Annotated in this window: 28 protein-coding genes, 1 tRNA gene and 2 pseudogenes; 21 read left to right on the forward strand and 10 right to left on the reverse strand. The window is 57.9% G+C overall.

The annotated features are described in order from the left end of the window. Positions 1-398: 398 nt before the first annotated feature. Together VSS37_RS00455 and VSS37_RS00460 are read left to right on the forward strand one after the other, a co-directional pair. On the forward strand, positions 399-779 hold the full coding sequence (locus VSS37_RS00455) for a CidA/LrgA family protein (RefSeq protein ID WP_324692633.1): 381 nt from the start codon (positions 399-401) through the stop codon (positions 777-779). Next, positions 769-1,491 (forward strand): LrgB family protein, encoded by a 723-nt coding sequence (locus VSS37_RS00460; RefSeq protein ID WP_324692634.1) that lies wholly within the window; start codon positions 769-771, stop codon positions 1,489-1,491. The genes VSS37_RS00455 and VSS37_RS00460 overlap by 11 nt, the downstream gene beginning before the upstream one ends. A 21-nt stretch (positions 1,492-1,512) precedes the next feature. Here VSS37_RS00460 and VSS37_RS00465 read toward each other — a convergent pair whose 3' ends face one another. Both VSS37_RS00465 and VSS37_RS00470 read right to left on the reverse strand, forming a co-directional pair. After that, entirely contained in the window at positions 1,513-3,717 is a 2,205-nt protein-coding gene (locus VSS37_RS00465; RefSeq protein WP_324692635.1) for a xanthine dehydrogenase family protein molybdopterin-binding subunit, read from the reverse strand. 10 nt (positions 3,718-3,727) lie between these two features. After that, complete coding sequence (locus tag VSS37_RS00470) at positions 3,728-4,186, reverse strand: (2Fe-2S)-binding protein (protein WP_324692636.1); 459 nt, start codon at positions 4,184-4,186, stop codon at positions 3,728-3,730. A 302-nt stretch (positions 4,187-4,488) separates the two neighbouring features. On the opposite strand from VSS37_RS00470, the gene VSS37_RS00475 reads away from it, so the two are divergent. Then, positions 4,489-5,370: a DNA-methyltransferase gene (locus VSS37_RS00475; protein WP_324692637.1), complete on the forward strand. Its 882-nt coding sequence runs from the start codon at positions 4,489-4,491 to the stop codon at positions 5,368-5,370. Here the strand turns inward: VSS37_RS00475 and VSS37_RS00480 are convergent. Beyond that, positions 5,367-6,140: a hypothetical protein gene (locus VSS37_RS00480; protein WP_324692638.1), complete on the reverse strand. Its 774-nt coding sequence runs from the start codon at positions 6,138-6,140 to the stop codon at positions 5,367-5,369. The two genes, VSS37_RS00475 and VSS37_RS00480, sit on opposite strands and share 4 nt — an antisense overlap. Before the next feature lie 275 nt (positions 6,141-6,415). After that, positions 6,416-6,880, reverse strand: a complete 465-nt coding sequence (locus tag VSS37_RS00485; RefSeq protein WP_324692639.1) for a very short patch repair endonuclease — start codon at positions 6,878-6,880, stop codon at positions 6,416-6,418. 46 nt (positions 6,881-6,926) lie between these two features. On the opposite strand from VSS37_RS00485, the gene VSS37_RS00490 reads away from it, so the two are divergent. The 4 genes from VSS37_RS00490 to dcm (VSS37_RS00505) are packed head-to-tail and all read left to right on the forward strand — an operon-like array spanning position 6,927 to position 10,342. Beyond that, complete coding sequence (locus VSS37_RS00490; protein WP_324692640.1) at positions 6,927-7,292, forward strand: TdeIII family type II restriction endonuclease; 366 nt, start codon at positions 6,927-6,929, stop codon at positions 7,290-7,292. Next, positions 7,255-7,560, forward strand: a complete 306-nt coding sequence (locus VSS37_RS00495) for a TdeIII family type II restriction endonuclease (protein ID WP_324692641.1) — start codon at positions 7,255-7,257, stop codon at positions 7,558-7,560. The genes VSS37_RS00490 and VSS37_RS00495 overlap by 38 nt, the downstream gene beginning before the upstream one ends. Beyond that, positions 7,557-9,065, forward strand: a complete 1,509-nt coding sequence (dcm, locus tag VSS37_RS00500; RefSeq protein ID WP_324692642.1) for a DNA (cytosine-5-)-methyltransferase — start codon at positions 7,557-7,559, stop codon at positions 9,063-9,065. The genes VSS37_RS00495 and dcm (VSS37_RS00500) overlap by 4 nt, the downstream gene beginning before the upstream one ends. Beyond that, positions 9,065-10,342 (forward strand): DNA (cytosine-5-)-methyltransferase, encoded by a 1,278-nt coding sequence (gene dcm / locus VSS37_RS00505; RefSeq protein WP_324692643.1) that lies wholly within the window; start codon positions 9,065-9,067, stop codon positions 10,340-10,342. The genes dcm (VSS37_RS00500) and dcm (VSS37_RS00505) overlap by 1 nt, the downstream gene beginning before the upstream one ends. Before the next feature lie 48 nt (positions 10,343-10,390). Here dcm (VSS37_RS00505) and VSS37_RS00510 read toward each other — a convergent pair. Continuing rightward, positions 10,391-10,466: transfer RNA gene (locus tag VSS37_RS00510), tRNA-Arg, on the reverse strand. A 218-nt stretch (positions 10,467-10,684) separates the two neighbouring features. On the opposite strand from VSS37_RS00510, the gene VSS37_RS00515 reads away from it, so the two are divergent. The 6 genes and pseudogenes from VSS37_RS00515 to VSS37_RS00540 form a co-directional block, all read left to right on the forward strand. Further along, positions 10,685-11,710, forward strand: coding sequence for a c-type cytochrome (locus VSS37_RS00515; protein WP_324692644.1), 1,026 nt, complete (start codon positions 10,685-10,687; stop codon positions 11,708-11,710). Positions 11,711-11,832: 122 nt separating this feature from the next. Then, on the forward strand, positions 11,833-12,468 hold the full coding sequence (locus tag VSS37_RS00520; protein WP_324692645.1) for an RNA polymerase sigma factor: 636 nt from the start codon (positions 11,833-11,835) through the stop codon (positions 12,466-12,468). A 2-nt stretch (positions 12,469-12,470) separates the two neighbouring features. Next, positions 12,471-13,094: a hypothetical protein gene (locus tag VSS37_RS00525; RefSeq protein ID WP_324692646.1), complete on the forward strand. Its 624-nt coding sequence runs from the start codon at positions 12,471-12,473 to the stop codon at positions 13,092-13,094. A 59-nt stretch (positions 13,095-13,153) separates the two neighbouring features. Further along, positions 13,154-13,720 carry a DUF2799 domain-containing protein gene (locus VSS37_RS00530; protein ID WP_324692647.1) on the forward strand — a complete coding sequence of 189 codons (567 nt, stop codon included), beginning with the start codon at positions 13,154-13,156 and terminating at the stop codon, positions 13,718-13,720. Positions 13,721-13,905: 185 nt separating this feature from the next. Next, entirely contained in the window at positions 13,906-14,916 is a 1,011-nt protein-coding gene (locus VSS37_RS00535) for a 3-oxoacyl-[acyl-carrier-protein] synthase III C-terminal domain-containing protein (protein WP_324692648.1), read from the forward strand. Continuing rightward, positions 14,916-15,653 (forward strand): annotated as a pseudogene (locus VSS37_RS00540) (NAD-dependent epimerase/dehydratase family protein); the annotation flags it as partial. The gene VSS37_RS00535 and the pseudogene VSS37_RS00540, both read left to right, overlap by 1 nt. Here VSS37_RS00540 and VSS37_RS21750 read toward each other — a convergent pair. Then, positions 15,615-15,884: pseudogene (locus VSS37_RS21750) on the reverse strand (hypothetical protein); the annotation flags it as partial. The pseudogenes VSS37_RS00540 and VSS37_RS21750 overlap by 39 nt on opposite strands. Positions 15,885-15,919: 35 nt before the next feature. Between VSS37_RS21750 and VSS37_RS00545 the strand changes: the two are divergent. The 6 genes from VSS37_RS00545 to VSS37_RS00570 all read left to right on the forward strand — a co-directional run bounded on the left by VSS37_RS00545 (position 15,920) and on the right by VSS37_RS00570 (position 22,301). Next, positions 15,920-16,771, forward strand: coding sequence for an MBL fold metallo-hydrolase (locus tag VSS37_RS00545; RefSeq protein ID WP_324692650.1), 852 nt, complete (start codon positions 15,920-15,922; stop codon positions 16,769-16,771). Further along, entirely contained in the window at positions 16,761-18,104 is a 1,344-nt protein-coding gene (locus VSS37_RS00550; RefSeq protein ID WP_324692651.1) for a F390 synthetase-related protein, read from the forward strand. Before VSS37_RS00545 ends, VSS37_RS00550 begins: the two co-directional genes overlap by 11 nt. Further along, on the forward strand, positions 18,092-19,243 hold the full coding sequence (locus VSS37_RS00555) for an ATP-grasp domain-containing protein (protein ID WP_324692652.1): 1,152 nt from the start codon (positions 18,092-18,094) through the stop codon (positions 19,241-19,243). Before VSS37_RS00550 ends, VSS37_RS00555 begins: the two co-directional genes overlap by 13 nt. After that, the gene (locus tag VSS37_RS00560) at positions 19,234-20,355 is read left to right on the forward strand and encodes a GNAT family N-acetyltransferase (protein WP_324692653.1); all 1,122 of its coding nucleotides are present in this window, start codon (positions 19,234-19,236) and stop codon (positions 20,353-20,355) included. Before VSS37_RS00555 ends, VSS37_RS00560 begins: the two co-directional genes overlap by 10 nt. Further along, entirely contained in the window at positions 20,352-21,359 is a 1,008-nt protein-coding gene (locus VSS37_RS00565; protein WP_324692654.1) for a Rieske 2Fe-2S domain-containing protein, read from the forward strand. Before VSS37_RS00560 ends, VSS37_RS00565 begins: the two co-directional genes overlap by 4 nt. Before the next feature lie 69 nt (positions 21,360-21,428). Further along, on the forward strand, positions 21,429-22,301 hold the full coding sequence (locus tag VSS37_RS00570; RefSeq protein ID WP_324692655.1) for a DMT family transporter: 873 nt from the start codon (positions 21,429-21,431) through the stop codon (positions 22,299-22,301). A gap of 122 nt (positions 22,302-22,423) precedes the next feature. Here VSS37_RS00570 and VSS37_RS00575 read toward each other — a convergent pair whose 3' ends face one another. From VSS37_RS00575 to VSS37_RS00585, 3 genes are read right to left on the reverse strand one after another with little or no spacing between them, the layout of a single operon-like run. Next, positions 22,424-23,332 (reverse strand): nucleotidyltransferase domain-containing protein, encoded by a 909-nt coding sequence (locus VSS37_RS00575; RefSeq protein WP_324692656.1) that lies wholly within the window; start codon positions 23,330-23,332, stop codon positions 22,424-22,426. Continuing rightward, complete coding sequence (locus tag VSS37_RS00580; protein ID WP_324692657.1) at positions 23,329-23,715, reverse strand: type II toxin-antitoxin system VapC family toxin; 387 nt, start codon at positions 23,713-23,715, stop codon at positions 23,329-23,331. The genes VSS37_RS00575 and VSS37_RS00580 overlap by 4 nt, the downstream gene beginning before the upstream one ends. Beyond that, complete coding sequence (locus VSS37_RS00585; RefSeq protein WP_324692658.1) at positions 23,715-23,924, reverse strand: AbrB/MazE/SpoVT family DNA-binding domain-containing protein; 210 nt, start codon at positions 23,922-23,924, stop codon at positions 23,715-23,717. The genes VSS37_RS00580 and VSS37_RS00585 overlap by 1 nt, the downstream gene beginning before the upstream one ends. A gap of 136 nt (positions 23,925-24,060) precedes the next feature. On the opposite strand from VSS37_RS00585, the gene vapB reads away from it, so the two are divergent. Both vapB and vapC read left to right on the forward strand, forming a co-directional pair. Next, positions 24,061-24,297: a type II toxin-antitoxin system antitoxin VapB gene (gene vapB / locus VSS37_RS00590; protein ID WP_324692659.1), complete on the forward strand. Its 237-nt coding sequence runs from the start codon at positions 24,061-24,063 to the stop codon at positions 24,295-24,297. Further along, on the forward strand, positions 24,294-24,695 hold the full coding sequence (gene vapC, locus VSS37_RS00595; protein WP_324692660.1) for a type II toxin-antitoxin system tRNA(fMet)-specific endonuclease VapC: 402 nt from the start codon (positions 24,294-24,296) through the stop codon (positions 24,693-24,695). The genes vapB and vapC overlap by 4 nt, the downstream gene beginning before the upstream one ends. On the opposite strand, the gene VSS37_RS00600 is transcribed toward vapC, so the two are convergent. Then, positions 24,692-25,114: a GNAT family N-acetyltransferase gene (locus VSS37_RS00600; RefSeq protein ID WP_324692661.1), complete on the reverse strand. Its 423-nt coding sequence runs from the start codon at positions 25,112-25,114 to the stop codon at positions 24,692-24,694. The genes vapC and VSS37_RS00600 overlap by 4 nt on opposite strands. Between the last annotated feature and the right edge of the window lie 11 nt (positions 25,115-25,125).

Genomic DNA, 25,125 nt, shown 5'->3' on the forward strand with positions numbered 1-25,125 from the left:
CCAATGCCAACGTCAGGAAATGCAGCCGCCAGCACGGCGCTACCGCAACCGCCCAAAACAAGCCAGAAAGTACCTAAAAATTCAGCGACATATTTGTTCATAAAAGCCCCTTTATGCACAATAAATGAAGAAAAATACATGATGCTCAATAATAACTGATTATTGATAAACCAGATTAAGCCAAGAAACCTGAACCATAAATGACTGACTGGGATTTAATGGCCACTTTTTTTCAGTATCAGCACTCTCGCCTGACGGGGATGTTGCCCTGAAGTTACAATAGCTTGTCTTCAGGGCAGCCAAAGCAGTTTTTGTCAGCCAGGTTCACTACAGAACCTGCCCCAGCCGTTACAATAATGGCCCACCTGAATGGAAAATTGTTATTGGAGAACCTTGCCATGTCCCCTGATTTTCTTACCGGCGTCACTATCCTGCTGGTCTACCAACTGGTCGGCGAAGTGAGTTCGCGTTTGCTGCATCTGTCAGTGCCGGGGCCAGTGTTCGGCATGCTGTTGCTGTTTTGCACCCTGCTGTGGCGCGGCGGCCTGGAAAAAACCCTGGACACCGCCTCCAGCGCCCTACTCAGCTATTTGTCGCTGCTGTTTGTGCCCGCGGGGGTGGGGGTGATTGTGCATTTCGGGCGCATCGGTGGTGAATGGCTGCCCATCTCGGCGGCCCTGCTGCTCAGTGCGGTCATTACCTTGGCGGCGACGGCGCTGATTATGCAGGGTGTCAGCCGCCTGCTTGGCCACAAGGAGGATGAAACCCATGGGCAGTAACGGCTTCGCTGAAATCTGGGTTTACCTGTCGGCGTCACCGCTGTTCGGCCTGACCATGACCCTGATCGCCTACGGGATCGCCGTCCGGGTGTATCGGCGGGTAGGGCTCAACCCGCTGCTGAATCCGGTGGTGACTTCTGTCATCCTGCTGGTCATCCTGCTGCTGGCGACCGGGATGCCGTACAAGGATTACTTCGCCGGGGCACAGTTTGTGCATTTCCTGCTCGGCCCGGCAACGGTGGCGCTGGCGATCCCGCTGTACCGGCAATTCGCCAAACTGAAAAAACTGTGGCTGCCAGTGCTGGCGGCGCTGCTGGGGGGCGTCACCATTGGCGGCACCAGTGCAGTCAAGATTGCGCAATGGCTGGGAGCCGACAAACAGACGCTGCTGTCGTTGGCCCCCAAGTCCGTGACCGCGCCGGTGGCGATGGGGATTTCGGAACGCATCGGCGGGTTGCCTTCCCTGACCGCCGTGCTGGTGGTCACGACCGGCATTATCGGTGCGGTGCTGGGAACGCGCCTGTTCGACCTGCTGCGCATCCGCGATGACAGTGTGCGCGGCGTCGCCCTGGGCGTGGCCGCGCACGGCATCGGCACCGCGCGGGCGTTTCAGGTCAACGCGGAAATGGGCGCCTTCGCCGGGCTGGCGATGGCGCTGGCGGCATTCCTGGCCTCCATCATCCTGCCGTGGGTCGTGGGCTGGCTGCTGTAATAGGAAGGGGGTGAAGCCTTCCTACACTGTCCGCCCAATCGGCAACTGGTAAATGCGCTTGCCGGTGGCGGCGAACAGCGCATTGGCCACCGCCGGGGCCAGCGGCGGCACGCCCGGTTCGCCCACGCCGGTCGGGTCTTCGTTGGATGGCACGATGTGCACTTCCACGGATGGCATCTGCGGCATGCGCAACACCGGGTACGTGTCGAAATTGGCCTGTTCGACTTTACCGTTCTTGAGGGTGACCTTTTCACCCAAAGCCGCCGACAGGCCGAAACCGACGCCGCCACCCATTTGCGCGTAAATCACATCCGGGTTGACTGGCACGCCGCAATCCACCGCCACCACCACCCGGTCGACCGAGAAGCTGCGGTCGGCATGCACGGTGACTTCGGCCACTTCCGCCACGTAAGAGTTGAAGGATTCGACCAGGGCGATGCCGCGCCCGCGCCCTTCCGGCAGTTTTTCGCCCCAGCCCGCCTTTTCAGCGGCGAGGTTGAGCACCTGCAAGTGACGGGGCTTGTCCTGCAACAGGGCGCGGCGGAATTCCAGCGGGTCTTTACCGGCAGCGTGCGCCAGTTCATCCATGAAGCATTCGGTGGCGAAGCCGGTGTGGGTGTGGCCGACCGAACGCCACCATTGCACCGGCACGCCCACATCCCCGACGGTGTGCAGTTCCACCCGCAGGTTGGGGATGCTGTAAGGCTCGCCGGAACCTTCGGTTGAGGTAGGGTCGATGCCATCCTTGACCATCATTTCCATCATTGTGCCTTTCAGGATCGACTGGCCGACCAGCCGCTGTTTCCAGGCTGTCAGCTTGCCGGACGCATCCAGCCCGGCCTGGATTTCGTGGTAATAGGCCGGGCGGTAGTAACCGGCGCGCATGTCGTCTTCACGCGTCCACACCAGCTTGATTGGCTGGCGTTGCGGGTACGCCTTGGCGATGTTGGCCGCTTCCAACACGTAATCGGCCTTGGGGTTGGCGCGGCGGCCAAATGACCCGCCTGCGAACAGCGCATTGATTTTGACCTGTTCGGGCTTAAGGCCCAGCAGTTCGGCGACCGCAGGCTGGTCAATGGACTGGAACTGTTCGCCGTTCCAGATTTCGCAGCCGTCATCGTGCAAATGCACTACGCAGTTGAGCGGCTCCATCGCCGCATGCGCCAGATAGGGGAACTCATAGGCGGCGGTCAGCACGGTGGCGGCCTGTTGCAAGGCGGTGTCAGCGTCACCCTCTTTCCTGGCTTCCAGGCCGGGCTGTTTGGCCAGCTCGCGGTATTGCGCCATTTGCAGGTCGCTGCTGCCTTGATAAGCCTTGCTGTCATCCCATTCCACCTGCAACAGGTCGCGGCCTTGTTTGGCGCTCCAGAAATCCTGCGCCAGCACCGCCACGCCGGTGGGGATTTGCACAACATCGACCACGCCCTTGACACCTTTGGCGGCGGCGGCGTCGAATGCTTTCACCGTCGCGCCGAACAGCGGCGGATGCGCCACCAGCGCCGTCAGCATGCCGGGCAGTTTCACATCCTGGGTGTAATGCGCCATGCCGGTGGATTTGGCGTTGGCGTCCACCCGCCGCAGGTTGCTTTTGCCGATGTAAATGAACTGGTCCGGCGTTTTCAGCGTGGCGTCTTCCGGCACGGGCTGTCTGGCCGCCGCCTCGGCCAGCTCGCCGAAGCTCGCCTGTTTGCCGGAAGGGTGGCTGAGCACGCCTGCCTTGACGGTGATTTCCGCCGGGTGGACGCCCCAGCGTTCAGCGGCAGCGGCGATCAGCATGAGGCGGGTGGCGGCACCGGCCTTGCGCATCTGCTGGAAGGAATTGGCCATCGAGGTGCTGCCGCCGGTGCCCATCATCGGGCTGAAGGTCAGGTTGGCGTATTTCGACGGGTCGGCGGGCGCGCCTTCGGTGCGGATCTGGCCCCAGTCGGCGTCGAGCTCGTCGGCCACCAGCGTGGCCAGCCCGGTGTGGCTGCCTTGCCCCATTTCCAGGTGTTTGATGATGACGGTCACGATATTGTCGGGCGTGATGCGCACGAAGGCATGCGGCTCGATCAGCGCCGCTTTCTGCCCGGCTTCGCCCGCCAGACCCGGCCCGGCCATCCCGGCCATTGATGCCGCTTCATCCGCAGCCGCATCGGTGAAGTACACGCCCAGCATCAGGCCGCCCAGCGCGCCGACGGAGGTTTTCAGGAAATGGCGGCGTCCCGCATTGATTTTGGCAGTCATGATTTGCTCCTTATGCCAATTGGCCAGCGGCGCGTTTGATCGCAGCCCTGATGCGTTGATAGGTGGCGCAACGGCAGATATTGCCCGCCATGAACGCGTCGATGTCGGCGTCCGCCGGATGCGGGTTTGCCCCCAACAGGGCGGTGGCGGACATGAGCTGCCCCGACTGGCAGTAGCCGCACTGCGGGACATTGAAATATTCCCATGCCTCCTGCAAGGCCTGGGTCACTTTGGACGACTGGGTTGCGCCCTCGATGGTGGTGATGCGCTTGCCGGCCACGCTGGAAACCGGGGTGATGCAGGAACGCACCGCCTGCCCGTCCACATGCACGGTGCAGGCACCGCACTGCGCCATGCCGCAGCCGAATTTGGTCCCGGTCAGGTTGGCGTGGTCGCGGATGGCCCATAGCAGGGGCATGTCGGGCGAGACATCGAATTCCTGCTCGGCGCCATTGATGTTCAGTTTCATTGGGCAAATCCTTCCTTTGGGTTTTGATGGAATATTTTATCGTTGATTGTTCTGGAGCCTTGATCCGCTTATCTATAGCGCAATATGCAAAACCACGGCAACTATGGGTTTTTGGGGGTTGCCCAGCAACCAGTTTCATACCTGCCAATTATGGGGCTGATGTTACGCAGTTGTCAGACTGCCCTGCTGTAGTCCAAGGATGAATCAATGCCATACGTTCAGCCTTTGAGGAGTTGCAGGCACTCAGGGCTACTCGTAACATCCGTTATAATAGAAACGCAGATGGCAAAAGGTGTTGGTAAATGGCTTTAGCGGGACGAATCACACAGTACGATGACGTGATGGATCAAGGATCAGTAAAAATTCTGGTGGGTGATGCTCGGGAAAAATTACGGGAAATACCTGATGAAACTTTCCAGTGCTGCGTAACATCACCGCCGTATTGGGGGCTGAGGGACTACGACTATGAGCAACAAATCGGTGCTGAGGAAAAGATAGAAGACTACATCAGCAATCTGGTAGGCGTGTTCCGTGAAGTCCGTAGAACACTGCGTTCAGATGGTGTTTTGTGGCTTAACATTGGCGATTCGTATACCAGCGGCAACCGCAAATGGCGCGCGCCAGACAAAAAGAACGAGGGTAGGGCGATGAGTTACCGACCTGACACCCCGGATGGATTGAAACCCAAGGATCTCATTGGTGTGCCTTGGAAGCTGGCCTTTGCGTTACAGGCAGACGGTTGGTATCTCCGTTCTGAAGTGATCTGGCATAAGCCAAACTGTCAGCCGGAATCTGTCAGAGACCGTCCCACCCGTTCACATGAGCATGTTTTCCTGCTGACAAAATCCGACAAATATTTCTACGACCATGATGCTGTCAAGGAACCGGCAGTCGTGAACGGCCAAACCAATGGCAAAAGCAAAAACCGGCGCTCAGTCTGGAACATCAATACAGAAGGGTTCAAAGGTGCACACTTTGCCGTGTTTCCCCGCCAGTTGGTACGCCTGTGTATTCTCGCTGGCAGCACTCCCGGAACCACTGTATTGGATCCATTTCTGGGCAGTGGCACAGTGGGCGCGGTCGCCCTTGAAACCGGAAGAAACTGCATTGGCATCGAAATGAAAGAAGACTATGCCGACATGGCCAGAGAACGTATCAGTCAAGTACATCCAAGATTGATTTAGGCACTGAAAATCCATTCCGCGTGGACAATACACAGGCTTTTATCGAGGCGCTTGATTTGCAATTTTCGCTCAGTGCCACCATCAAAATATAACTGGAAGCGGGTATTGCCTGCTTCATCTGTGACATAGCAGTATCCTGGCTTTGGGTATTGTTTACTGTTATGTTTCATTTCAAGCTGACCGGCTGCCGCTTCTGCTAATAGGCCTTTCGGTATTTCCACCAGCTCATAACGCCAAGATGCGGTTTTTTTAGTCTCCAAACAACGTAAGGACAAAATACGGCCATAAGAGCGCATGTGCTCAAAGAACTGCTCCCTCAAGCCAACCAAGTCAGCATCCTGATCTCCCCAGCTACCTTTGCCCAGCTCGTGGAATTTGGAAATGTGGATGTGGTCAACCGAAATGTTTTTGTCGGCCTGTGTTTTCAGGGAAAAGGGCACCCCCTTTATGGTGATGTCATGCCCCGGGTTGCCTTTGGGTGCCAATTCGGCGGCATCGTCACCACCGCAAAATTTCAGTACACGCTCCAAGGCATACTCAAATTTGTCTTTGGTGAAAGGCTCTTTTGAAAAGCTGTGATGGATACGCAGTGCATCCCCGAAGTCCTGAAGGACACAGTCATCGAGAAGATCAGAGGCTGGGTTTCGCTTGAATGATGCTGGTTGCTCAAAGCGGTTCACAACAGCCTCGATCCAGCCTATTTGCCCATCGGTTAGCTCTTGCACTGCTGCGCAAAGCGCCTTGATACGGTTTTCCCTGTCCTGAGTCATTTATGATCACCAACAATACTTTGCGGGCAATCTATCACGCGATAGTTGGGAAAACTATCTCAACATGATTTACTGAGATGGTAAAAATTTAGAGTTACGCCATCATTTATGCCCATATAAATATTTAAGCAACTAGAGCAAGGATCAATCGACACTTTCGCCCTTTGAGGAGTTGCAGGCATTCAGGGCTACTGCGCAACATCAGTTAGGGATAAATCTGGCGGTCTGGAAGCAGGACATATATCCCAAAGCTTGGCATATCAGCCCCATATCTGTCACAGCTCATTGAATTCATCGTAGACGGGGATTTCAAAATATTCGTCGCCACTGTGGAGCCAGGTTATTAGTTGGGATAAGGAGTCCCCCCTGCTTTTTTTGCGTAACCCACACTCCCAAACCACCGCCGCCCTCCAGCCCATCACCTTCAATTGATAGAGGGTCTTTTGGTCACGGGCGACATTGCGGGCAAATTTCTTCTCCCAAAATTCCCGGCGCGTTTCAGGGATATGCGCCATGTTGCAGTTTTGGTGTTGGTGCCAGAAACAGCCATTGATGAAGATGACGGCCTTGTGCTTACGCAGCACGAGGTCTGGGGAGCCGGGTAACTGCTTGTTGTGCAGCCGGAAACGGAACCCTTGCCTGTGCAATGCGGAGCGCACCCACATTTCCGGCTTCGTATCCTTGCTGCGGATGGCGGCCATAGTGCGCGAACGGGTGGCTTTGTCGATGTGGTCTACCATATAATGATAACCATGTATAAGGTTGCTTAGGGTATTTTAGACATACATGGACAACAAAACCAAGATTGCCGCTGCCATTCAAGAGACTATCAGCACAATGATGAGCCGTGTGATGCACAAAGTGTTGGTTGAAGATCCATTCATAAAGGAAAAACATCATTCCCTCAAACCCTTGTATGCTGCTCTTGTCCCTGATGAGATTTTCAAGGGTTCACACTTTGAACGGAGGTTCGTCACCCCTTTTGGCGGTGTATGGGAGAAACTTGCCCAAGTGGTTGCCAGTGAAACACACGGGGAGTGCCTGATGGGCCACACCATCACGGCGGGCAGGGCCATTGCCGAACAGCGACCAGACAAAGGTCAGCAAGGAAAAGATGTTCAAGCTGCGGGCGATGGATGGTTCACCCGTTGATGGGGCTTACTATGCATTACCCTACAACCCTTATGGCCCGCGCAAGGAAGACTACCAATGGTCATTTCCAAAACGTTGGTTCGACATGTGCAATGACCCTTGCGTGCTGATCGGCAATGAATTTTGGGACTTCATTGGCGGTGAGGGGACTTACACCAACTTTATCCATGAAGTGAACCAGTTGGGAAAAGAATACCAGGAACGGATTTACCGTGAATTCCTTTGCATTGAGCCACCCGTGGACAGTGGGGGGTATCGGTTAAAATGAGCACGCCAGCCTTCACTTTTATTGATCTGTTTGCCGGAATTGGTGGGTTCCGGTTGGCACTGGAGAGCCTGGGGGGCAAGTGCCTCAATTTCAGCGAAATCCACAACGATGCCATCAACACTTACTGCACGAACTTCAGGGAAGACGCAGGCTTGAACCTCGGTGACATCACCAAGATAAAACAACTGCCCCAGCATGATGTCCTGACGGCAGGCGTGCCTTGCCAAAGCTGGTCGATTGCGGGCAAGAATTTAGGGTTCGATGATGACCGGGGGCAATTGTGGAATGACACGCTCTATCTGCTCAACCAGTTCCGCCCTAAAGCCTTCATCTTTGAAAATGTCAAAGGGCTGGCAGACCCCCGCAACCAGGGCGCATCGTCCTATGTCCTTGCCCGTATCCGCCAAGCTGGTTACTTTGCCAAACATTTCGTGCTGAACTCCTCCGACTATGGCGTGCCGCAGGATAGGGTCAGGGTGTACATCGTCGGCTTCCTGCATGAGGCGCATTTGCAGAAGTTCAGCCTTCCCGCCCCACACAAAAGCACCCTGAAACTGGCGGATGTGCTGCAAGGCAATAAGGGCCAACAAGTTGCCGCAATGGTTGGGTTCCAGGCTGACCTGTTCGGCAACCCCGTGGATGATGGGCGCCGTCACCGCAAACTCAGCGGCATGAATGATTTTTTCCTATTCAATGACATCCGCAATGGCCCGACCACGATCCATTCATGGGATTTGCTCCCGACAACAGACAGGCAAAAGCAGATTTGCTTACTGATGCTGCGTAACCGCCGCAAACGCACGTATGGCAAACTGGATGGCAACCCTTTGTCACTCACCCATTTGCGGAGACTGGACAGCTCCATCCAGCAGGCAGAGCTGGATGCTTTGGTGGCAGTAGGAATCCTGAAGACGGTTGATTATGCCTACCATGCCAAACCATACAGCCATTTGGACTTGGATTATGGTGAACGGTTGGTGTTGCAGCATGCAAAGGCGGGGGAAATCACCTTGGATTCCCTGAAGGAATGCCGTGAGCTAAAAAAAGCCAGGGCCAACCTGGACAAGAAGATCCAATCCTTGGTGGCCAAAGGGGTGCTGGCATGCAGCGAGGTGCGGTATGAGTTCCGTTATACAAAAATCAGCACAGGCATTGAAGGCATCAACCGCATTTTCTTGCCCCGCTCAAAAGCCTTCCCCACCTTGGTGGCAAGCGACACCAACGATTTTGTGGCATTGCAAGACATTGATGCGGACACCGAAGCGGATTACAAGCAGGCATTCTTGCGGGAAATCTTCCAGCCCCAACGCTTCCGGAAAATCTCATGCGCAGAAGCCTGCCTGATCCAAGGTTTCCCCCCTGATTTCCAGTTACCCGAATCCCGTAGCCGTTGGATGAAATTGGTGGGCAATAGTGTTTCCGTACCCGTCATCCAGATGTTGGGGCAGGCGATCATGGCAACAGGCTGTTTGGGGGATGCCACCCCCTGCAAGGTGGCAGCCTGATGCATGGCCTGTATTCCATGGCACAAGTTGCCGATATGTTGGGGGTGTCCAAGGAAACGCTACGCCGCTGGGACAACAGCGGGAAACTGCGTTCAACCCGTAACCCCATGAACAATTACCGTTTTTACCACAAAGACCAGTTGCGGCAGTTTGAGGAGCTGAGTTTCATCTTTGATGACATCAACCGCCCCAGCATCACCCCTGACCACACTTACCAGACCATTGAATTGTTTGCGGGCGCGGGTGGTTTGGCAATCGGGCTGGAAAAAGCCGGGCTGAAAAACATCCTGCTGAATGAAATCGACAAGGACACCTGCGCCACCCTGTTGGCCAACCGCCCCCATTGGGATGTCAGGTGTGGTGACATTGGTGGGGTGGACTTCACCCCTTTCCGGGATCAGGTTGATGTGGTGACGGGTGGTTTCCCCTGTCAGGCATTCAGCTATGCAGGCAAGAAAATGGGCTTTGAGGATGCCCGTGGCACCTTGTTTTTCGAGTTTGCCCGAGCGGTGAAAGAAACCAACCCCAAGATGTTCCTGGCGGAAAATGTGCGCGGCCTGCTCACCCATGACGGTGGCCAGACCCTTGCCAATATCCGTTCTGTCATTGATGAACTTGGCTACACCTTGCTTGAGCCGCATTTGACGAAAGCCATTTTCTACCGCGTGCCACAGAAACGCGAACGCCTGATCCTGATTGGCATCCGCAATGACCTCGCCAATAAGGCGGCATTCCTCTGGCCCCGCCCTTACCAAAAGATTTATACTTTGCGTGATGCCTTGAAAGCTGGCGAGCTTTTCCCGTGTGATGCCCCAAGCTCTTCAGGGCAAACCTACCCGGCAGGCAAGAAGTCTGTCATGGAGCAAGTCCCGCCCGGCGGCTATTGGCGTGACTTGCCAGAAGATGTCCAGCGCGCTTATATGAAAGGCAGCTTCCATCTGAGTGGGGGGAAAACTGGCATGGCCCGGCGGATGCATTGGGATGAGCCTTGCTTGACATTGACGTGCGCGCCCGCCCAGAAACAGACCGAACGCTGCCACCCTGAAGAAACCAGGCCCTTCACTGTGCGCGAGTACGCCCGTATCCAGACTTTCCCGGATGACTGGCAATTCAAAGGGGCATTGACCTCCCAATACAAACAGATCGGCAATGCCGTGCCCGTCAATATGGCCTATGAATTGGGGCTGTCGGTGGTGGATTTCCTGAACAGGCTTTGTAGCGAACCCGATATCATGCCCGCCGCAGCCCCCATCCAACATGGGTTGAAATTTGGGTGAACTGCAACAAGGCAACTGCTTGCCTGTTTGCGTAAGTCTTTGATTTAATGGCGCACCCGGCTGGAATCGAACCAGCGGCCTTTGGCTTCGGAGGCCAACACTCTATCCCCTGAGCTACGGGTGCGCGGTAGAAGTCGCATCATACCCAACCCTTGCGGCCACGTCCATCTTAGTATTCATATGCAAAAACTCCGGTTTTTCGTATGATTCACGTCAAGATTTCAGCCCGGATGGATGGTCAGTATTAGGGATATTGCATATAATCCGGCGGTTTAAGATTTTCTGGTTTCTTGGTTTCAGTGATTGCCGGGCAGGTTGTCGTCCGGTTTACAGGAGGAAAATGTGGCTCACTCAACACCTAATGACCCTATGGCAAAGCCGGTACTGATCGGTGGCCTTGTCCTGCTCGGCGCGGCGGTTACCGTACTGGTTTCCAGTCTGATCAACACCATTGAGAAAAATTCCACTAAGGGCGCGGAAGACACGTCCATGCAGATGGCGGCGGCTGATGCCAATATTGCGCCGATCGGTTCGGTCAATGCGGTTGATAAGAGCGTTGTCAAGGCGGCCCGTTCCGGCGAAGAGGTTTTCAATGCAGTTTGTACCTCCTGCCATAGTGCGGGTGTGTTGGGCGCGCCGAAGGTGGATGACAAGGCCGCGTGGGAGCCGCGTGCAAGCAAAGGCCTCGACAGCTTGCTGAATCATGCCATCAATGGTTTGAACTCCATGCCAGCCCGTGGCGGCGACCCATCCATCACCGATGAAGAATTGACGAACGCCATTGTCTACATGACCGGAAAAGCGGGCATTGACTTGTCTAGCCAAGTGAAGGCGGCAGCCCCGGCACAGGAAGGCATGGGCGGCATGTCCGGCATGGCGGCGCAAACTGCCCCAGCGCAGGAAGGCATGGGCGGCATGTCCGGCATGGCGGCGCAAACTGCCCCAGCGCAGGAAGGCATGGGCGGCATGTCCGGCATGGCGGCGCAAACTGCCCCAGCGCAGGAAGGCATGGGCGGCATGTCCGGCATGGCGGCGCAAACTGCCCCAGCGCAGGAAGGCATGGGCGGCATGGGCGGCATGTCCGGCATGGCGGCGCAGGCTGAACAGGCTGCACCCGCTGCTGCGGCTATCGATGGGGAAAAAATTTACAAAGGCATCTGCTTCTCCTGCCATGACGTAGGCGTCGCCGGTTCCCCTAAACTGGGTGATAAGGCTGCTTGGGGGCCACGCATTGCGGCTGGCAAGGATGCCCTGCTCAACAGCGCGTTGCACGGCAAGAATGCAATGCCTGCCAAAGGCGGCAACCCCGCCCTGTCCGATGATGAAGTCAAGGCTGCGGTTGACTACATGGTCGGCCAAGCCGAGTGATCTGCTTGCCGTAACCACTCACAGGAAAGGCGCTGATACAGCGCCTTTCTTTTTGGTGCGGCGTTTGATTCCGGGTAGCATGGTGTCATTTAACCCCGTTTTTTCTTCCAGAGTGTTTAGCCATGTATAACGATACTGTTGTGGATGCCCAGTATAGGCAATTGTATGAACGATTCTGTCAGGGCGACCACCGCGCCAGTATTGAATTGGTCAACCTGTTGGGCGATCGGTTGTTGCGTTATATCCGCCGGAGCTGCATTTACGACAGCTACGAGGCCGCTGAGGATTGCGTACAGAACACCTGGGCAAAGCTGGTGCAGTATTGCGGGAAACCGGTGCAGGACAGCAGCTTCTGGGGGTTTGCGTGCGCTATTGCCAAACACCAGGCCATTGATGATTACCGGGCCAATACCCGACAGAAACGCAATCCCGGTGAAGGTATGGGCCATCTGGAAGATGATGACCAGCCAGCCTTGGCTGACCATGATGCCGACCCGGCAAAGCAGTTCGAGGCGCTGGAAGACGAACGCGAGTCGCAAGGCCGGTTGCAATCCTTCAAGCAGGCGGTGGCGGGTTTGCCGGAACGCCAGCGTCAGGCGCTGACCCTGCAACTGGCGGGCTATTCGCTGAAAGCGATTGCCCAACACATGCAGGAAAAGGATGAAACGGTCAAATCCCATCTGCGCTATGCCAAAAACAAACTCAAGCGTGTGCTGGTGGAAGCCTCGCAGGGCCTGGATAGGGTAGTGGAGGCTTGAACATGACAATCGACAATCAACAACCGTTGGAAGACGACGACGCTTTCGGACAGGAACTTGCCAAACTGTACCGGACAGCGTTGTTGGATGAGCAGTTCCAGCAACAGGTACGGCAGGATTTGCAAGCCCTGCCCACCAATGTCCAGGCCGACCTCTTGCCTGCGGAACAGGTGTTTGTGCAGGAGGAAACGCTTTCTGCCGCTGCCAAGGCGCGTATGCTCGACATGGTTCCGCCATGCCGCCAGCCGCAGGCCGCCCCGGTCAAGCCGCAGTCCTGGTGGCGCAAGTTGTTGGCTGCTGACTGGGCAAGCTCCCTGTTACCGGGGCCTGCGTTCAGTATCCCGGCAGCACTGATGGCCGGGGTATTGTTTGGTGTGTTGTTGCCAACCCTGCTCCCTAGCCTCCAGCAGCCGGAATATGTGACCCGTGGAGGTCAGGTGGACAAAGGCATTGTCACCCACCCTGATACACAGGCGGGGGAGCAAAATGGCATTACCGACGAAGTGCGCCAGAACCCTCAGCAATGGCTGGCGGCGATTGCCGAACTGTTGCGGCAGGGCAAGGTGGCGCAGGCGCGGGCGGAATTGCAGGCGTTTGAACTCCAGTACCCAAATTATCGGCCATGACTTAACCCCTTTTTCCTGGGAAAACCGTACTTCAAGCTAACAGACTTTTTCAGGAGGATATGTCAATGAAACAGGTAATAATGTTTGTGGGCTTGGGTTTGGTGTTGGCATCTTGTGCTTCCCTGCAACCGGAGGAATGCAAGACTGCGAATTGGGAACAGTTGGGTTATGCCGATGCCATGAAAGGGAGTGACAGCCTGTTAACGTCCTACGGCCAAGATTGTGGCAAAGTGGGCATCACCCCCAACAAGTGGCTGTATCTGCAGGGTTATGGCAGGGGGGAAAAAGCTTTCTGCACCTACGACAATGGCAAGGCAGTCGGAAGAAGGGGCCCTTTCCACGGCAAGATGTGTGACAAGCCAGGTTTGGAGGAACCTTTCAACAAAGGTTATCGGGAAGGGCTGATATTTTATGATCAGCAACAGCGCATCCGACGCCAAAATGATGAGATTTACAAGAGCATCAAAGAACAGCAGGAGCGCAAAAAGCAGGAAAGCAATCAGCAAGCTGCCTCAGATGCAGAGAAGGCTCGCCTTGCTGCCGAGGCACGGTTAAGGCTTGGGATCAAGCCTGAGGATGCGAACCGCCGTCTTATCGATGCCCTTAATGCCCACCCCCAGAACTGAGGGGAAGTAGGCATTCAAAAGAGAGGGCCTTATTCCTGCCCGTTGGGCAAGGTTGGTTGACGTTGGAGGCCAACCAACCCTGCGGGATCATCCATACCGAATTTTCAATTGCCGACGGTATAGAGTAAGGGTCTGGCTTCATTAAAATGACAGCCATGACTTTCCCATCACGAGGTTCCGCAACGATGCAAACGCCCCCTGCCTGCCGTCACATCACCCTGTTGGGCACTGGCCATGCCGTACCCACACAAGCAGTTACCAGTGCGGAGCTTGACCGGCGGCTGGGTTTGCCGCCCGGAACCATCCAGCACGCCGGTGGCGTCAGGCAGCGTCATTTCGCCGCGGCGCATGAAAACGCCGCCAGCATTGCCGCCAAAGCCTGCCAGCAAGCCTTCAGCGCCGCCCATCTTCCGGCTGGTGACATTGACTGCCTGGTCGCCGCCAGCGGCACCCTGGATCAGGGCATGCCGTGTAATGCCGCCCTGATTCACCGCGAACTGGGGTTGGGCGTACATATTCCCGCGTTTGATGTCAATATGAGCTGCCTCAGTTTTCTGGCGGCGTTCGATACGCTTTCCTGGCCGATTGCTGCGGGCCGTTACCAGCGTGTGCTGGTTGTCGCTGCCGATATTGCTTCCTGCGGCCTTGACTGGCAAACCCTGGAAGCCAGCGCCATTTTCGGTGACGGTGCCGCTGCCGCCATCCTGGCCTCCAGCCCGTTGGGCAGCACCTCCCGCATCCTTGCCAGCGACCTGCTGACGGTTTCGGAAGGCGCTGAACTGTGCCAGATACCGGCAGGTGGCAGCCGTTTCCACCCCAGCCGCATTGACCAGCCTTTCGAGCCACTGACGCTGTTCAGGATGGATGGCAAGCGGGTGTTCAAACTTGCTTCCCAATACCTGCCGGGTTTTCTGCAACGCCTGTTGCAGCAGGCCGGTCTGACCCGTTCACAGATTGACTGGGTGGTGCCGCATCAGGCCAGCCATCTGGCGCTTGCCCACCTCAGCAAGCGGCTCGGTTTCCCGGCGGAAAAGGTCATCAATATCTTTGCCGATTATGGCAACCAGATTGCGGCGTCACTGCCGACGGCGCTGGATGTGGCGATACGTGACGGGCGTATCCAGCGTGGCCACAAACTGTTGCTGCTCGGCACTGGCGCGGGTTTGTCGCTGGGCGGCATGGTGCTGGAGTACTGATGAAAATCCTCATTACCGGCGGCACCGGCTTTCTTGGGCGGCATCTGGTGTGGCGCGCCGCCGCTGAAGGCGCACAGGTTGTGTTCACTGGCCGCAATCCCGCCGCCGCGCAGGAAGTCATGCGCCTTGCTCCCCGCCCGGTGGCATGGCAAGCGCTGGAACACGGCTCGCCTGATGCTGCTGCCAGCCTGCGAACTCTGGCTCAAGGCGCGGACGCCATCATTCATTGCGCCGCCCTCTCGGCGCCGTGGGGAACGGTGGAAGCCTTCCAGCGCGCCAATGTCGCCAGCACCCGGGAAGTGCTGGATGCAGGGCATGTCGCCGGAACCCGCCGCCTGATCCACGTTTCCACCCCCAGCCTGTATTTTGGCTTTGCTGACCGGCTCGACATCCGTGAAGACGATCCGCTGCCGCCGCCCGCCAATGAGTACGTGCGCAGCAAAACCCTGGCCGAAACGCTGGTGCGGCAACACCCTTTGCCTGAAAGTGTCATTGTGCGCCCGCGTGCGCTGTTCGGCCCCTGGGACCAGACGCTGATGCCACGCCTACTGCGGGTCATGCAACGCGGTTCCCTGCCGCTGATGCGCGGTGGTGATATCCGTATCGACCTGACCTACATCGACAATGCGGTGGAAGCCATCTGGCTGGCGCTGACCCGCCCGTTGCCGCGTGCGTTGGCCACTTACAATATCAGCAATGGCGAACCACGCTGTTTGCGGGAGGTGCTGGCCGTGATGGCACGGGAATTCCGCCTGCCGTTGCGTACCCGCCGTGTGCCGTGGCCACTGGTTTCGGCACTGGCGCGTTTGCTGGAATGGCACGCAACCCTGGGCGCTGGCGGTGAACCTTTGCTGACCCGTTACAGCGCCGGTGTCATGGCTTTCAGCCAGACCCTCGATATCGACGCGCTGCGCCATGAGCTGGGTTACCGCCCGCCAGTCAGCATTGATGAAGGCATCCGCCGCCATGCCGCTTGGTGGCACGCACAAGGGAGTACACACCAATGACTAGCCCTGTCAAATTACACCTGCTGCGGGTCGGTGCGTGCCGTCACCTGGAATGCATGGCGGCGCGTGGTGGGCGCTGGGCAATGATGGATTTCCCCGCCTTGTGCGGCCTGATCCGGCACCCTGCGCACGGCTGGATTCTGTATGACACTGGTTACGCCGAACACTTTTTTACTGCCACAGAACAACTGCCGGAACGCTTGTACCGCAGTTTCCTGCCGGTCAACCTGCCGCCATCCGAACGCCTGATAGCGCAACTGGCGGAACTGGGGCTGACGGCCGCCGACATCGGTACGGTGATTGTTTCGCACTACCACGGCGACCATATTGCCGGGTTGCGTGATTTTCCGCAGGCAAGGTTTTTCGCCCTGCGTAAGGATACCGAACAGTTTTTGGCGCTGACCGGCAAACGCTGGCGGGCGACCTTGCAAGCGTATCTGCCGGGTTTGTTGCCGGAGGATTTTCCGCAGCGCGTGCAGGCTGCCGATGATTGTTCGCCAGTGGAGTTACCGCTGTGGTTGCAACCGTTTGCCAACGGCTTTGACCTGCTGGGCGATGGCAGCCTGATTGCCGTGCCGCTGCCCGGCCACAGCCATGGGCAAATGGGGCTGTTCCTGCCGGATGCTGGGGGGCGGCCTGTGTTCCTGATCGGTGACGCTGCCTGGTCGTTGCCATTCCTGCGTGAGGGGCGGCTGCCTTCCCGGCTGGTGGCAATGATTACGCCGGATCGCCGCCGTTATGCGCAAACCTTCCTGAGCCTGCACGCGCTGGCGCTGCGCGAACCGGCGCTGGCGCTGTTGCCTTCGCATTGTTCGGTCGCCTGGCGGGAATACCTGCATGATGCCTGATGCAGCCATCATGGCGGCGCATTTTGCCCGCACCCGCTGGTGGCTGGATTTCCGTGAGCGCGACCGGCTGGAACGCTGGCAACAACAGCGCCTGCAACGGTTTTTCCGGCAGGTGCTGCCACGGGCGCAAGCTTTCCGGGGTTTGCGCCCGACTGCGCTGGCGGAACTGCCGGTGATGGACAAGGCGACCATGATGGCGGATTTTCAGGCATACAACACCCGTGGCATGGCGCTGGATGCGGTCTTGCCGATCGCTTTGCAGGCGGAAAGCAGCCGTGATTTCAGTCCCACCTACGAGGGCTTGACGGTGGGGCTGTCCAGCGGCACTTCGGGCAATCGCGGCGTCTTTCTGGTCAGCAAGGCCGAGCGCCTGCGCTGGGCGGGCATCCTGCTGGCGCGTACCCTGCCGCCGCCGTTGCTGGGGCAGTTGTTGTCGGCGTGGCGTGCGCCGCTGAACATCGCGTTTTTCCTGCGTGCCAACAGCAACCTTTACACCACGCTCAATAGCCGCCGCCTCCGCTTCAGTTTCCACGACCTGTTGTTGGGGGTGGAAGCCGCCGTGCCGCGACTCAACGCCACTCCGCCGGATGTGCTGGTCGCGCCGCCGCCGGTGTTGCGGGCGCTGGCCGCAGAAGCCGCCGCCGGACACCTGCATATCTACCCCCGCCACATTATTGCGGTTGCGGAAGTGCTGGAAAGCCGGGATGCGGAAGCTGTGCGCTCCGCCTTCGGCATGATTCCCCACCAGATTTATCAGGCGACTGAGGGTTTTCTGGCCTACACCTGCGAATGCGGCTCGCTGCATCTCAACGAAAGCTTTGTGCAGGTGGAGCCGGAATGGCTGGATGCTGAGCGTACCCGTTTCCAGCCGGTGATCACCGATTTCACCCGCGAGACCCAACTGATCGTGCGCTACCGCCTCAATGATGTGCTGCGGGTAACGGAGGAACCGTGCGCCTGCGGGCGGGCGGAACGCAGCATCGCCGCCATCGAGGGGCGTGCGGACGAAGTGCTGTGGCTGCCTGCGCCTGATGGCAGGGCGGTGGCCGTGTTCCCCGATTTCATCCGCCGCGCCATGTTGCTGGCCGGGCCGCAGGTGCGCGAATTCGCCGTGCAACAGCAGGGCATGACACTGCATATTGCCTTGCTGGCTGATGGTGATCCCGGCCAGACCCGGCAGACTGTCGCTGCTTGCCTTGCCGATTTGTGGCGGGAACTGGGCGTACAGGCTCCAACGGCGCACTTCACTGACTGGCAGGCGCTGCCGCTGGGCGCAAAGCGGCGGCGGGTGCGGATGCTTGCCATGCCGGAGGGATTGTCATGCACGTTCTGATTCTTGGCGCACGCGCCCCGGCCTGCCTGGAATGGGCGCGCGCCTTTGCCGCCAGCGGTTGGGAGGTGACGGCGGCGGATTCGCTGTTTTCCCCGGTTACCCGCTACAGCCGCGCCATCCGCCATTACCTGCGCCTGCCGGAACCTCGCCGTAATCCGGATGCTTGGATAGACGCCCTGCGTCACGCGGTGCAAACCCGTTCCATCAATTTGGTGTTGCCCACCTGCGAGGAGGTTTTCTATCTGGGCTACGGGCTGGAACGCATTCCCTGCCGGGTGGTGGGTATGCCCCTGGAGGCTTTGCAGCCGTTGCACCACAAATACCAGTTTGCACAGATGACGCAAGGCTGGCCGCTGACAGCGCCGGAATCGCACCTGCTGGAATCCGCCGCCGCTGTGGCTGCATGGGCGGACAGGGCGGGCGACTGGGTGTTCAAACCAGCTTATTCCCGCTTTGCCAACCGCACGCTCATCCGCCCAGGCCGTAGGCAATTGCTGGAGGTGCAGCCCACCGCACAACAGCCGTGGGTGGCGCAGCGTTGTGTCGCGGGGAAGGAGCATTGCAGTTACAGCCTGCTGGTGGATGGCAGGCTGGCTGCGCATGCCTGTTACCATCCGCGTTACCGGGTCGGGCGCGGTTCCGGCATCTGGTTTGAGCCGACTGACCCGCCTGCCATCCGCGCATTTGTGGCGCATTTTGGGCAAGCCACCGGCTATAACGGGCAGGTGGCGTTTGATTTCATCGAAACCGTTGACGGGCAGTGTTTTGTGCTGGAATGTAATCCGCGTGCGACCAGCGGGGTGCATTTGTTTGATGACCAACCGGAGGCGTTGGTGCAGGCATTGCTGGAGGGTAGTGATGCGCTGCTGGCACCGACGCAGCAGCCCCGCATGATTGCACTCGCCATGCTGTTGTTCGCCCTGCCCCGTTATGGCCTGCGCCGCGCTTTCTGGCAGGATTTTATTGCCGCCCGCGACACTATCGTCCGCAGCGGGGACTGGGGGCCGTTGGGGGCGCAGTTTCCTGCCCTGCTGGAAATTCTCTGGCACGTGGCATCACTGCGGCGTGGTTTGCTGGCGGCGACCACCGCCGATATTGAATGGGATGGCCAGCCGATGCAGGAGGCTGCATGCAGTTGATCGAACCTGGGCAGATTCCGGCTGACGATGATTCGCTGGCGGCGAAATTCGTGCTGCATGCCGCAGACAAAATCAACAATGTCGTTACCCGGATGGCGCTGCTGGATATTGGCGCGCACCACTTTCCAGTCAGCATCAATGACGGCGGCGAACGCCCGGACAATAGCTATGTGGTGTCGCCGCTGACCGCCTACACCGGCTATGCCGATTACGAACTGGCGCACCTGAACCGCCCGTGGTTGGCGTGGCCGTTGCAGAAACTGGCGGCAGGTGTGGGCAGGCATCTGCAAGGGCAGCACATCGACCGTATTGTGCAGGTCAATAACTGGCTGCTGTCGACCAACCTGTATCCGCCGGAATGGCAGGGCGCGGAACTGGAGGCCATCACCCGGCTGTTGCGGGAACGCTTTCCTGACCATGCGTTTGGTTTCCGTTCCCTCAACCGTTTCAGCAATCCGTTGTTGCTGGAAAAGTTAGCGGCGCTGGGGTACGTATCGGTGCCGAGCCGACAGGTTTACCTGTTCGACGGGCGTGCCGGGCGGCAAGCGCCTTTCCTGCAACGGCACAATACCCGCATCGACGCCACTCTGTTGCGCAGGACGGATTACGCACTCGTGCCGGGGTGCGAGCTGGCCGACAGCGACTACCTGCGTCTGGAGCATTTGTACAACCTGCTGTATCTGGAAAAGTATTGCCCGCTGAACCCGCAATTCAGCGCCGACTGGCTGCGGTTGGGGCAGCGTGACGGCTGGTTGGAGTTGCTTGCCCTGCGCACGCCGCAAGGCAGGATTGATGGGGTGCTCGGCTGGTTTGGCAATGGCTCCATCCTGACCGCGCCGGTGGTGGGTTACGACACTGCCTTGCCGCAGAAAACCGGCCTGTATCGGCTGATTACCCGGCTGTGCCTGCAAGCAGCGGTCGGGCGCAAATGCCTGCTTAATTTCAGCTCGGGCGCGGCGCATTTCAAACGCTTGCGCGGCGGCCAGCCGGAAATCGAATACAGCATGGTGTACGTGGCGCACTTGCCGCCTGCACGGCAGCGTGTCTGGCGGATGCTGGGCGGGCTGTTGCATGGAATTGGCGTGCCCCTGATGCAGAGGTTGAAACTGTGATCGATTTGCGTACTTACTGGCATCCGTTGGCGGCCGGGGCGGAACTGGCGTGCGGCAAGCCGCTGGCGCGAGTCCTGCTGGGCGTGCCGCTGGTGCTGTTCCGGGATGCGTCCGGGCAAGTGGCAGCCCTGCATGACCGTTGCCCGCACCGTCATGCGCCGCTTTCCGGCGGGCGGGTGCGCAACGGCGAGCTGGAATGCCCCTACCACGGCTGGCGTTTCGCCGCGGATGGCTGCTGCGTCGCCGTGCCGGGGATGGCGCTGGAGAAAACCGGCAAACCGCTGCTGGCTTCCTTTCCCTGCCAGATTGCACACGGGCTGGTGTGGGTATGCCTGGTGCCGGATGCTGGGACGCCACCGCCCGCAGCGCCTGCTGTCACGGAGAAGGTTGATTATTTCTTCATGACGGACACGGTGAAATGCACGCTGCAACAGGCGGCGGAAAACTTTCTGGATGGTTTTCACACCCATTTTGTCCATGCAGGCTGGATTCGGCGCGACAACCGGCGCCAGCAGGTGCGGGCCAGTGTGCATCATCTGGCGGATGGGATAGAGGCGCGTTACAGCGGGGAAGGTTTGCAGGCGGGGCTAATTTCCAGCCTGCTGGAAGGCGACCGGCAAGGCAGCATGGGGCGTTTCCGGCTGCCTGGTGTGGCGGAAATTGAATACCGTGGCCAGCATGGGCTGAACCTGTTGGTGACGGCTTGGCTAACGCCGGAAAGTGAAGGCCGCTTGCGCATCCATGCACGGGTGGCGACCCGAAGCGGGGTGTTGCCTAGTTGGCTGAAGCGGCTGTTTCTGCGGCGACTGTTCGGCGTCATTTTGCGCCAGGACAAGCAGATTCTGGAGCAGACCAGTCACAACATCGCACGTTTTCGGGAGGCGGGGCTGGAAGCCAAGGTATTGGATAGCCGTTTAGATTTGCTGGGGCCTTCCATCCGGCAGCTGCTGGCGGGTGAAACGCTGACGATTGGGGATGGCTGGACAATGCAGTGCTGGCTTTAAGGAAAGGATGATTGGACTTGCGCCAATATTCGCACGGACAATGCGTTTTTTTATTCCGGGATGCCTCTCATGACGCCGCGCAACCTGTTTGACCTGCTGCTATTGGCCGCTTTGTGGGGCGGGTCGTTCCTGTTCATGCGCTATGCGGCTCCGGCTTTCGGGGCGGTTCCGCTGATCTGGCTGCGGGTGGCGATTGCGGCAGCGTGCCTGTTGCCGCTGTTATGGTGGCGTGGCCAGCTCGGGATATTGTGGAGCCGCGCGGGTGCCATGCTGGTGGTGGGCGTATTCAATTCGGCGTTGCCGTTTGTGCTGTTTGCGTGGGCGTTGCTGTCAATTAGCGCCGGGCTGGCGTCAATCCTGAATGCGGTCACACCCATTTTCACGGCGCTGATTGCCCTGCTGTGGCTGGGTGAACGGCTCAACAAGTCGCAGGCGGCGGGCTTGCTGATTGGGTTTGTGGGCGTCCTGCTGCTGGCGGCGGACAAGGCTGATTTCAAGCCGGGTGGTTCCGGCTGGGCGATTGTGGCGATGCTTGGCGCAACATTGAGCTATGGGTTCGTCGCCAATTACATGCGGCGAACCTTGGTGGGCGTCCCCTCGCTGGCTGCCGCTGCCGGGGCGAAACTGATGGCGTCACTGGTGTTGTCGCCATTGGCCTATTGGTTCTGGCCTGCGGTGATGCCTGACCTGAAGGCATGGTTGGCGGTGGTCTGTCTGGGCGTGGGTTCCACTGCGTTGGCGTTCGTGCTGTTTTTCCGGCTGTTGACGGAAATCGGCGCCGCAAGGGCGGTGACTGTCACGTTTCTGGTTCCGGTGTTCGGGGTGCTGTGGGGCAAGCTGTTTCTGGGCGAAACCATCACTACGCCAATGCTGCTGGGCGGGGCGGTGATTGTGCTGGGGACGGCGCTGGCGACTGGGATAGTGCGTTTGCCTGCCCGTTGAGCAGTGCAATGCCAGACACAGCGGGTCAACCACTCCCGTTAGTGCCCGCTATCTTCCCGGTAGACCAGCGGGGAAACCATCCACTACTGAATCACGCTGTTGCCGCTATTGGCCAACGCCATTTACGCATTGCCCCGGTAAGTTTTTAGTGTTTTTTCAATCTCATCCAGCGCCCGTTCCGCCTCATGCGGGCGGCTGACCACCTCGCTGATGGAGCCGAAATGCTGTTCCAGACAATCGGTCAATAACTGGCGGATGGCGTCAGTATCCGGCGCATCCGGCAAACGGCTGGCCAGATACACCCGTTCCAGATCAGCCTCCTTGCGGGCAAAGTGATCTTCCAGTTGCGGCAACGACCATTCACCCCGGCGGATCGCTTTCATCTGCTCGGCATCGCGTTGCAAATCCATGTCGCCATGCATCAGCAATTGCTCGACCTCACCCAGCAGGCGCACGACGTGGTAGGCGAATTTCACGTCATAGCCGAATTGCTCGACCAGCGCCTTGCGCTTGCCTTCCGGCTCCTTGGTGCGGATTTTGTGCATCTGCCCGTAGGCATAACCCTTGAACTTGGCCCAGCAACCCTTGTGCAGAAACAACTGCCGCCGTTCCCGCACCAGTTTGCCAATCGGCGAGGCGTACAACACACAGTTTTCCGGCACATACAGGCTATCGATAATGTTGGGGTTATTGTCCATCAGCAGGCGGAAATATTTGGCAACCGCAAACACTGTCACATCGTACACCCGCCCTTTGCCGCCCAGCGCGTCGGCATCCAGGATGTGGTGCTGCTGGTACTGCTCGAATTGCACCGAATACGCATCAAAGCCCGGAATTTCGCCCCGCAAATGCGGGAACATCATCTGCTTGGGTGGGATTGCAAAGGCGTAGATGTCCATGTCCGAACTGTCGTTGCTGACGCCATACGCCACCGAACCCATAATGACTTCGTACTGCACGGCCTCCGCCAGGAAATCCGGCGGGCTGGGCAGCAATTTTCTGCGTTGCAGTGACTGGATGTGGCTGCTCATGGCTGCTTGCCTTTGCGGTAATACACTACATCCGGCAATTCCGCAAAGTGATCATCTGCCGTTACCAATGTAACGTGACGGTATTGTGCAGTAGCGTAGATAATGGCATCAGCGAATGACAATCCGTATTGCAGCGCAAGGTCTGCTGCCAATAAGCTGATCGGCGTACTCAACGGCGTCACGATACCTTGTTCAGTCAGAGCCGCCACTTCCAGCGCATGGGTCTCGCCGCTTTCGCGCTTAACCCATTTATACAGCTCAAACTGAATCGCCGTCGGCATATACACCGCTGCCAAATCGCCCAACCATGGCTCGAACTGATCAGCCAACACACCATCGGCCAGCCACTCAATCCAGCCACAGGTATCCACCACGCAGGCCATTAGAAGCGATCCTGCCGATCACGATAGCCTGCCGGATTCGCGCCTTTAAGCAGGCCTCGCATGGATTGCAGGGAACGTATCGGCACCAGTTCAATCGTGTTGCCCTTGGCCAGAACGGTGAACTGTTGCCCTGCTTGCAGGTTCATCTGCTCACGGATGGCTTTAGGGATGGCCAGTTGGTATTTGCTGGAGAGGGTGGCTGTTTGCATTTTTACGTTTCCATTATCTATCCGCAATAGCGTAAGAATACAAATTGGGAATAAACTTTGCCAGTAATTCCCCGCTTGCAATTTGATAAATTCGAAACATATACTTTTGATATATATTTTAGGTAGGAGCAACGCCATGCAAACCACCACCTTATTCCAGAATGGTGCCAGTCAGGCTGTGCGTATCCCGAAAGAATTCCGTTTTGAAGGCAAGCAGGTGGAAGTGAAGAAAATCGGTAATAACCTGATCCTGCGCCCTATCTGCGACACATGGGAGAGCTTGTTCAAAAGCCTTGAGCAGTTTTCCGACGACTTCATGGCGGATGGCCGCACGCAACCCGAGCAGCAACAACGTGAAGAGCTGTTTGTATGAATTTTCTGCTGGATACCAATATCTGCATTTACCTCATCAAGCGCAAACCGCCCGAGGTTCTCCAGCGTTTTCGGCAATTACAGCCGGGTAGTGTTTTCATCTCGTCCGTGACCACTTCAGAGCTGTATTACGGTGCGCAGAAAAGCCAACGGGTGCAAGCCAACCTGGAGGCGCTGAACAACTTTCTATTGCCATTCCGCATTGTAGACTACGACGAATCCGCCTCCTTTCTCTATGGCGAGCTGCGCGCCGACCTGGAAAAGCGCGGCCAGTCGATCGGGCCGCTGGACATGATGATCGCCGCCCATGCGCTCAGTCTGGACATACCGCTGGTGACGAATAACACCAGGGAGTTTGAACGGGTGCAGGGGCTGAAGCTGGAGAATTGGGAAAATTAGGATGGTTCCAATGCCTGTCCCGCATCCAGCACCCAACAGCGCGGTATAGCCGCATACCCCAGTTGCTGGTAATACGCATTCGCCGCTGGTGCCGCAATCAATATCAGTTTGCAATGCTTGCCCAGCTGCTGCCGAGTAAGGATTTGCAGTTGCTTGCCGATACCCTGCCGCTGATAGTCCCGATCAACCGCAAGATCAGACAGATAGCAAGCGTAGTGGAAGTCTGTCATGGAACGCGCCACACCAACCAGTTTGTCACCATCCCACGCAGTCACTAACAGATTGCTGTTGTTGACCATCCCTTCCATACATTCGTGGTCATCAATGGGGCGGCGCTCGCCTAAGGTGGAACGGCACAGAATGTCGATAAACTGGTTAGTGGAAATGGGTGTGTTAATCAGGTATTGAATCGTCATCATTAAAGAGAAAC

It is taken from the genome of Candidatus Thiothrix phosphatis, assembly GCF_035668035.1.
In the GTDB taxonomy this organism is placed as follows: domain Bacteria; phylum Pseudomonadota; class Gammaproteobacteria; order Thiotrichales; family Thiotrichaceae; genus Thiothrix; species Thiothrix phosphatis.

Excerpts from the sequence above, each read along its gene's own strand:
- VSS37_RS00455 (WP_324692633.1), top strand. The coding sequence starts at position 399 with ATGTCCCCTGATTTTCTTACCGGCGTCACTATCCTGCTGGTCTACCAA.
- VSS37_RS00460 (WP_324692634.1), top strand. The coding sequence starts at position 769 with ATGGGCAGTAACGGCTTCGCTGAAATCTGGGTTTACCTGTCGGCGTCA.
- VSS37_RS00465 (WP_324692635.1), bottom strand. The coding sequence starts at position 3,717 with ATGACTGCCAAAATCAATGCGGGACGCCGCCATTTCCTGAAAACCTCC.
- VSS37_RS00470 (WP_324692636.1), bottom strand. The coding sequence starts at position 4,186 with ATGAAACTGAACATCAATGGCGCCGAGCAGGAATTCGATGTCTCGCCC.
- VSS37_RS00475 (WP_324692637.1), top strand. The coding sequence starts at position 4,489 with ATGGCTTTAGCGGGACGAATCACACAGTACGATGACGTGATGGATCAA.
- VSS37_RS00480 (WP_324692638.1), bottom strand. The coding sequence starts at position 6,140 with ATGACTCAGGACAGGGAAAACCGTATCAAGGCGCTTTGCGCAGCAGTG.
- VSS37_RS00485 (WP_324692639.1), bottom strand. The coding sequence starts at position 6,880 with ATGGTAGACCACATCGACAAAGCCACCCGTTCGCGCACTATGGCCGCC.
- VSS37_RS00490 (WP_324692640.1), top strand. The coding sequence starts at position 6,927 with ATGGACAACAAAACCAAGATTGCCGCTGCCATTCAAGAGACTATCAGC.
- VSS37_RS00495 (WP_324692641.1), top strand. The coding sequence starts at position 7,255 with ATGTTCAAGCTGCGGGCGATGGATGGTTCACCCGTTGATGGGGCTTAC.
- dcm (WP_324692642.1), top strand. The coding sequence starts at position 7,557 with ATGAGCACGCCAGCCTTCACTTTTATTGATCTGTTTGCCGGAATTGGT.
- dcm (WP_324692643.1), top strand. The coding sequence starts at position 9,065 with ATGCATGGCCTGTATTCCATGGCACAAGTTGCCGATATGTTGGGGGTG.
- VSS37_RS00520 (WP_324692645.1), top strand. The coding sequence starts at position 11,833 with ATGTATAACGATACTGTTGTGGATGCCCAGTATAGGCAATTGTATGAA.
- VSS37_RS00525 (WP_324692646.1), top strand. The coding sequence starts at position 12,471 with ATGACAATCGACAATCAACAACCGTTGGAAGACGACGACGCTTTCGGA.
- VSS37_RS00530 (WP_324692647.1), top strand. The coding sequence starts at position 13,154 with ATGTCAATGAAACAGGTAATAATGTTTGTGGGCTTGGGTTTGGTGTTG.
- VSS37_RS00535 (WP_324692648.1), top strand. The coding sequence starts at position 13,906 with ATGCAAACGCCCCCTGCCTGCCGTCACATCACCCTGTTGGGCACTGGC.
- VSS37_RS00545 (WP_324692650.1), top strand. The coding sequence starts at position 15,920 with ATGACTAGCCCTGTCAAATTACACCTGCTGCGGGTCGGTGCGTGCCGT.
- VSS37_RS00550 (WP_324692651.1), top strand. The coding sequence starts at position 16,761 with ATGATGCCTGATGCAGCCATCATGGCGGCGCATTTTGCCCGCACCCGC.
- VSS37_RS00555 (WP_324692652.1), top strand. The coding sequence starts at position 18,092 with ATGCACGTTCTGATTCTTGGCGCACGCGCCCCGGCCTGCCTGGAATGG.
- VSS37_RS00560 (WP_324692653.1), top strand. The coding sequence starts at position 19,234 with ATGCAGTTGATCGAACCTGGGCAGATTCCGGCTGACGATGATTCGCTG.
- VSS37_RS00570 (WP_324692655.1), top strand. The coding sequence starts at position 21,429 with ATGACGCCGCGCAACCTGTTTGACCTGCTGCTATTGGCCGCTTTGTGG.
- VSS37_RS00575 (WP_324692656.1), bottom strand. The coding sequence starts at position 23,332 with ATGAGCAGCCACATCCAGTCACTGCAACGCAGAAAATTGCTGCCCAGC.
- VSS37_RS00580 (WP_324692657.1), bottom strand. The coding sequence starts at position 23,715 with ATGGCCTGCGTGGTGGATACCTGTGGCTGGATTGAGTGGCTGGCCGAT.
- VSS37_RS00585 (WP_324692658.1), bottom strand. The coding sequence starts at position 23,924 with ATGCAAACAGCCACCCTCTCCAGCAAATACCAACTGGCCATCCCTAAA.
- vapB (WP_324692659.1), top strand. The coding sequence starts at position 24,061 with ATGCAAACCACCACCTTATTCCAGAATGGTGCCAGTCAGGCTGTGCGT.
- vapC (WP_324692660.1), top strand. The coding sequence starts at position 24,294 with ATGAATTTTCTGCTGGATACCAATATCTGCATTTACCTCATCAAGCGC.
- VSS37_RS00600 (WP_324692661.1), bottom strand. The coding sequence starts at position 25,114 with ATGATGACGATTCAATACCTGATTAACACACCCATTTCCACTAACCAG.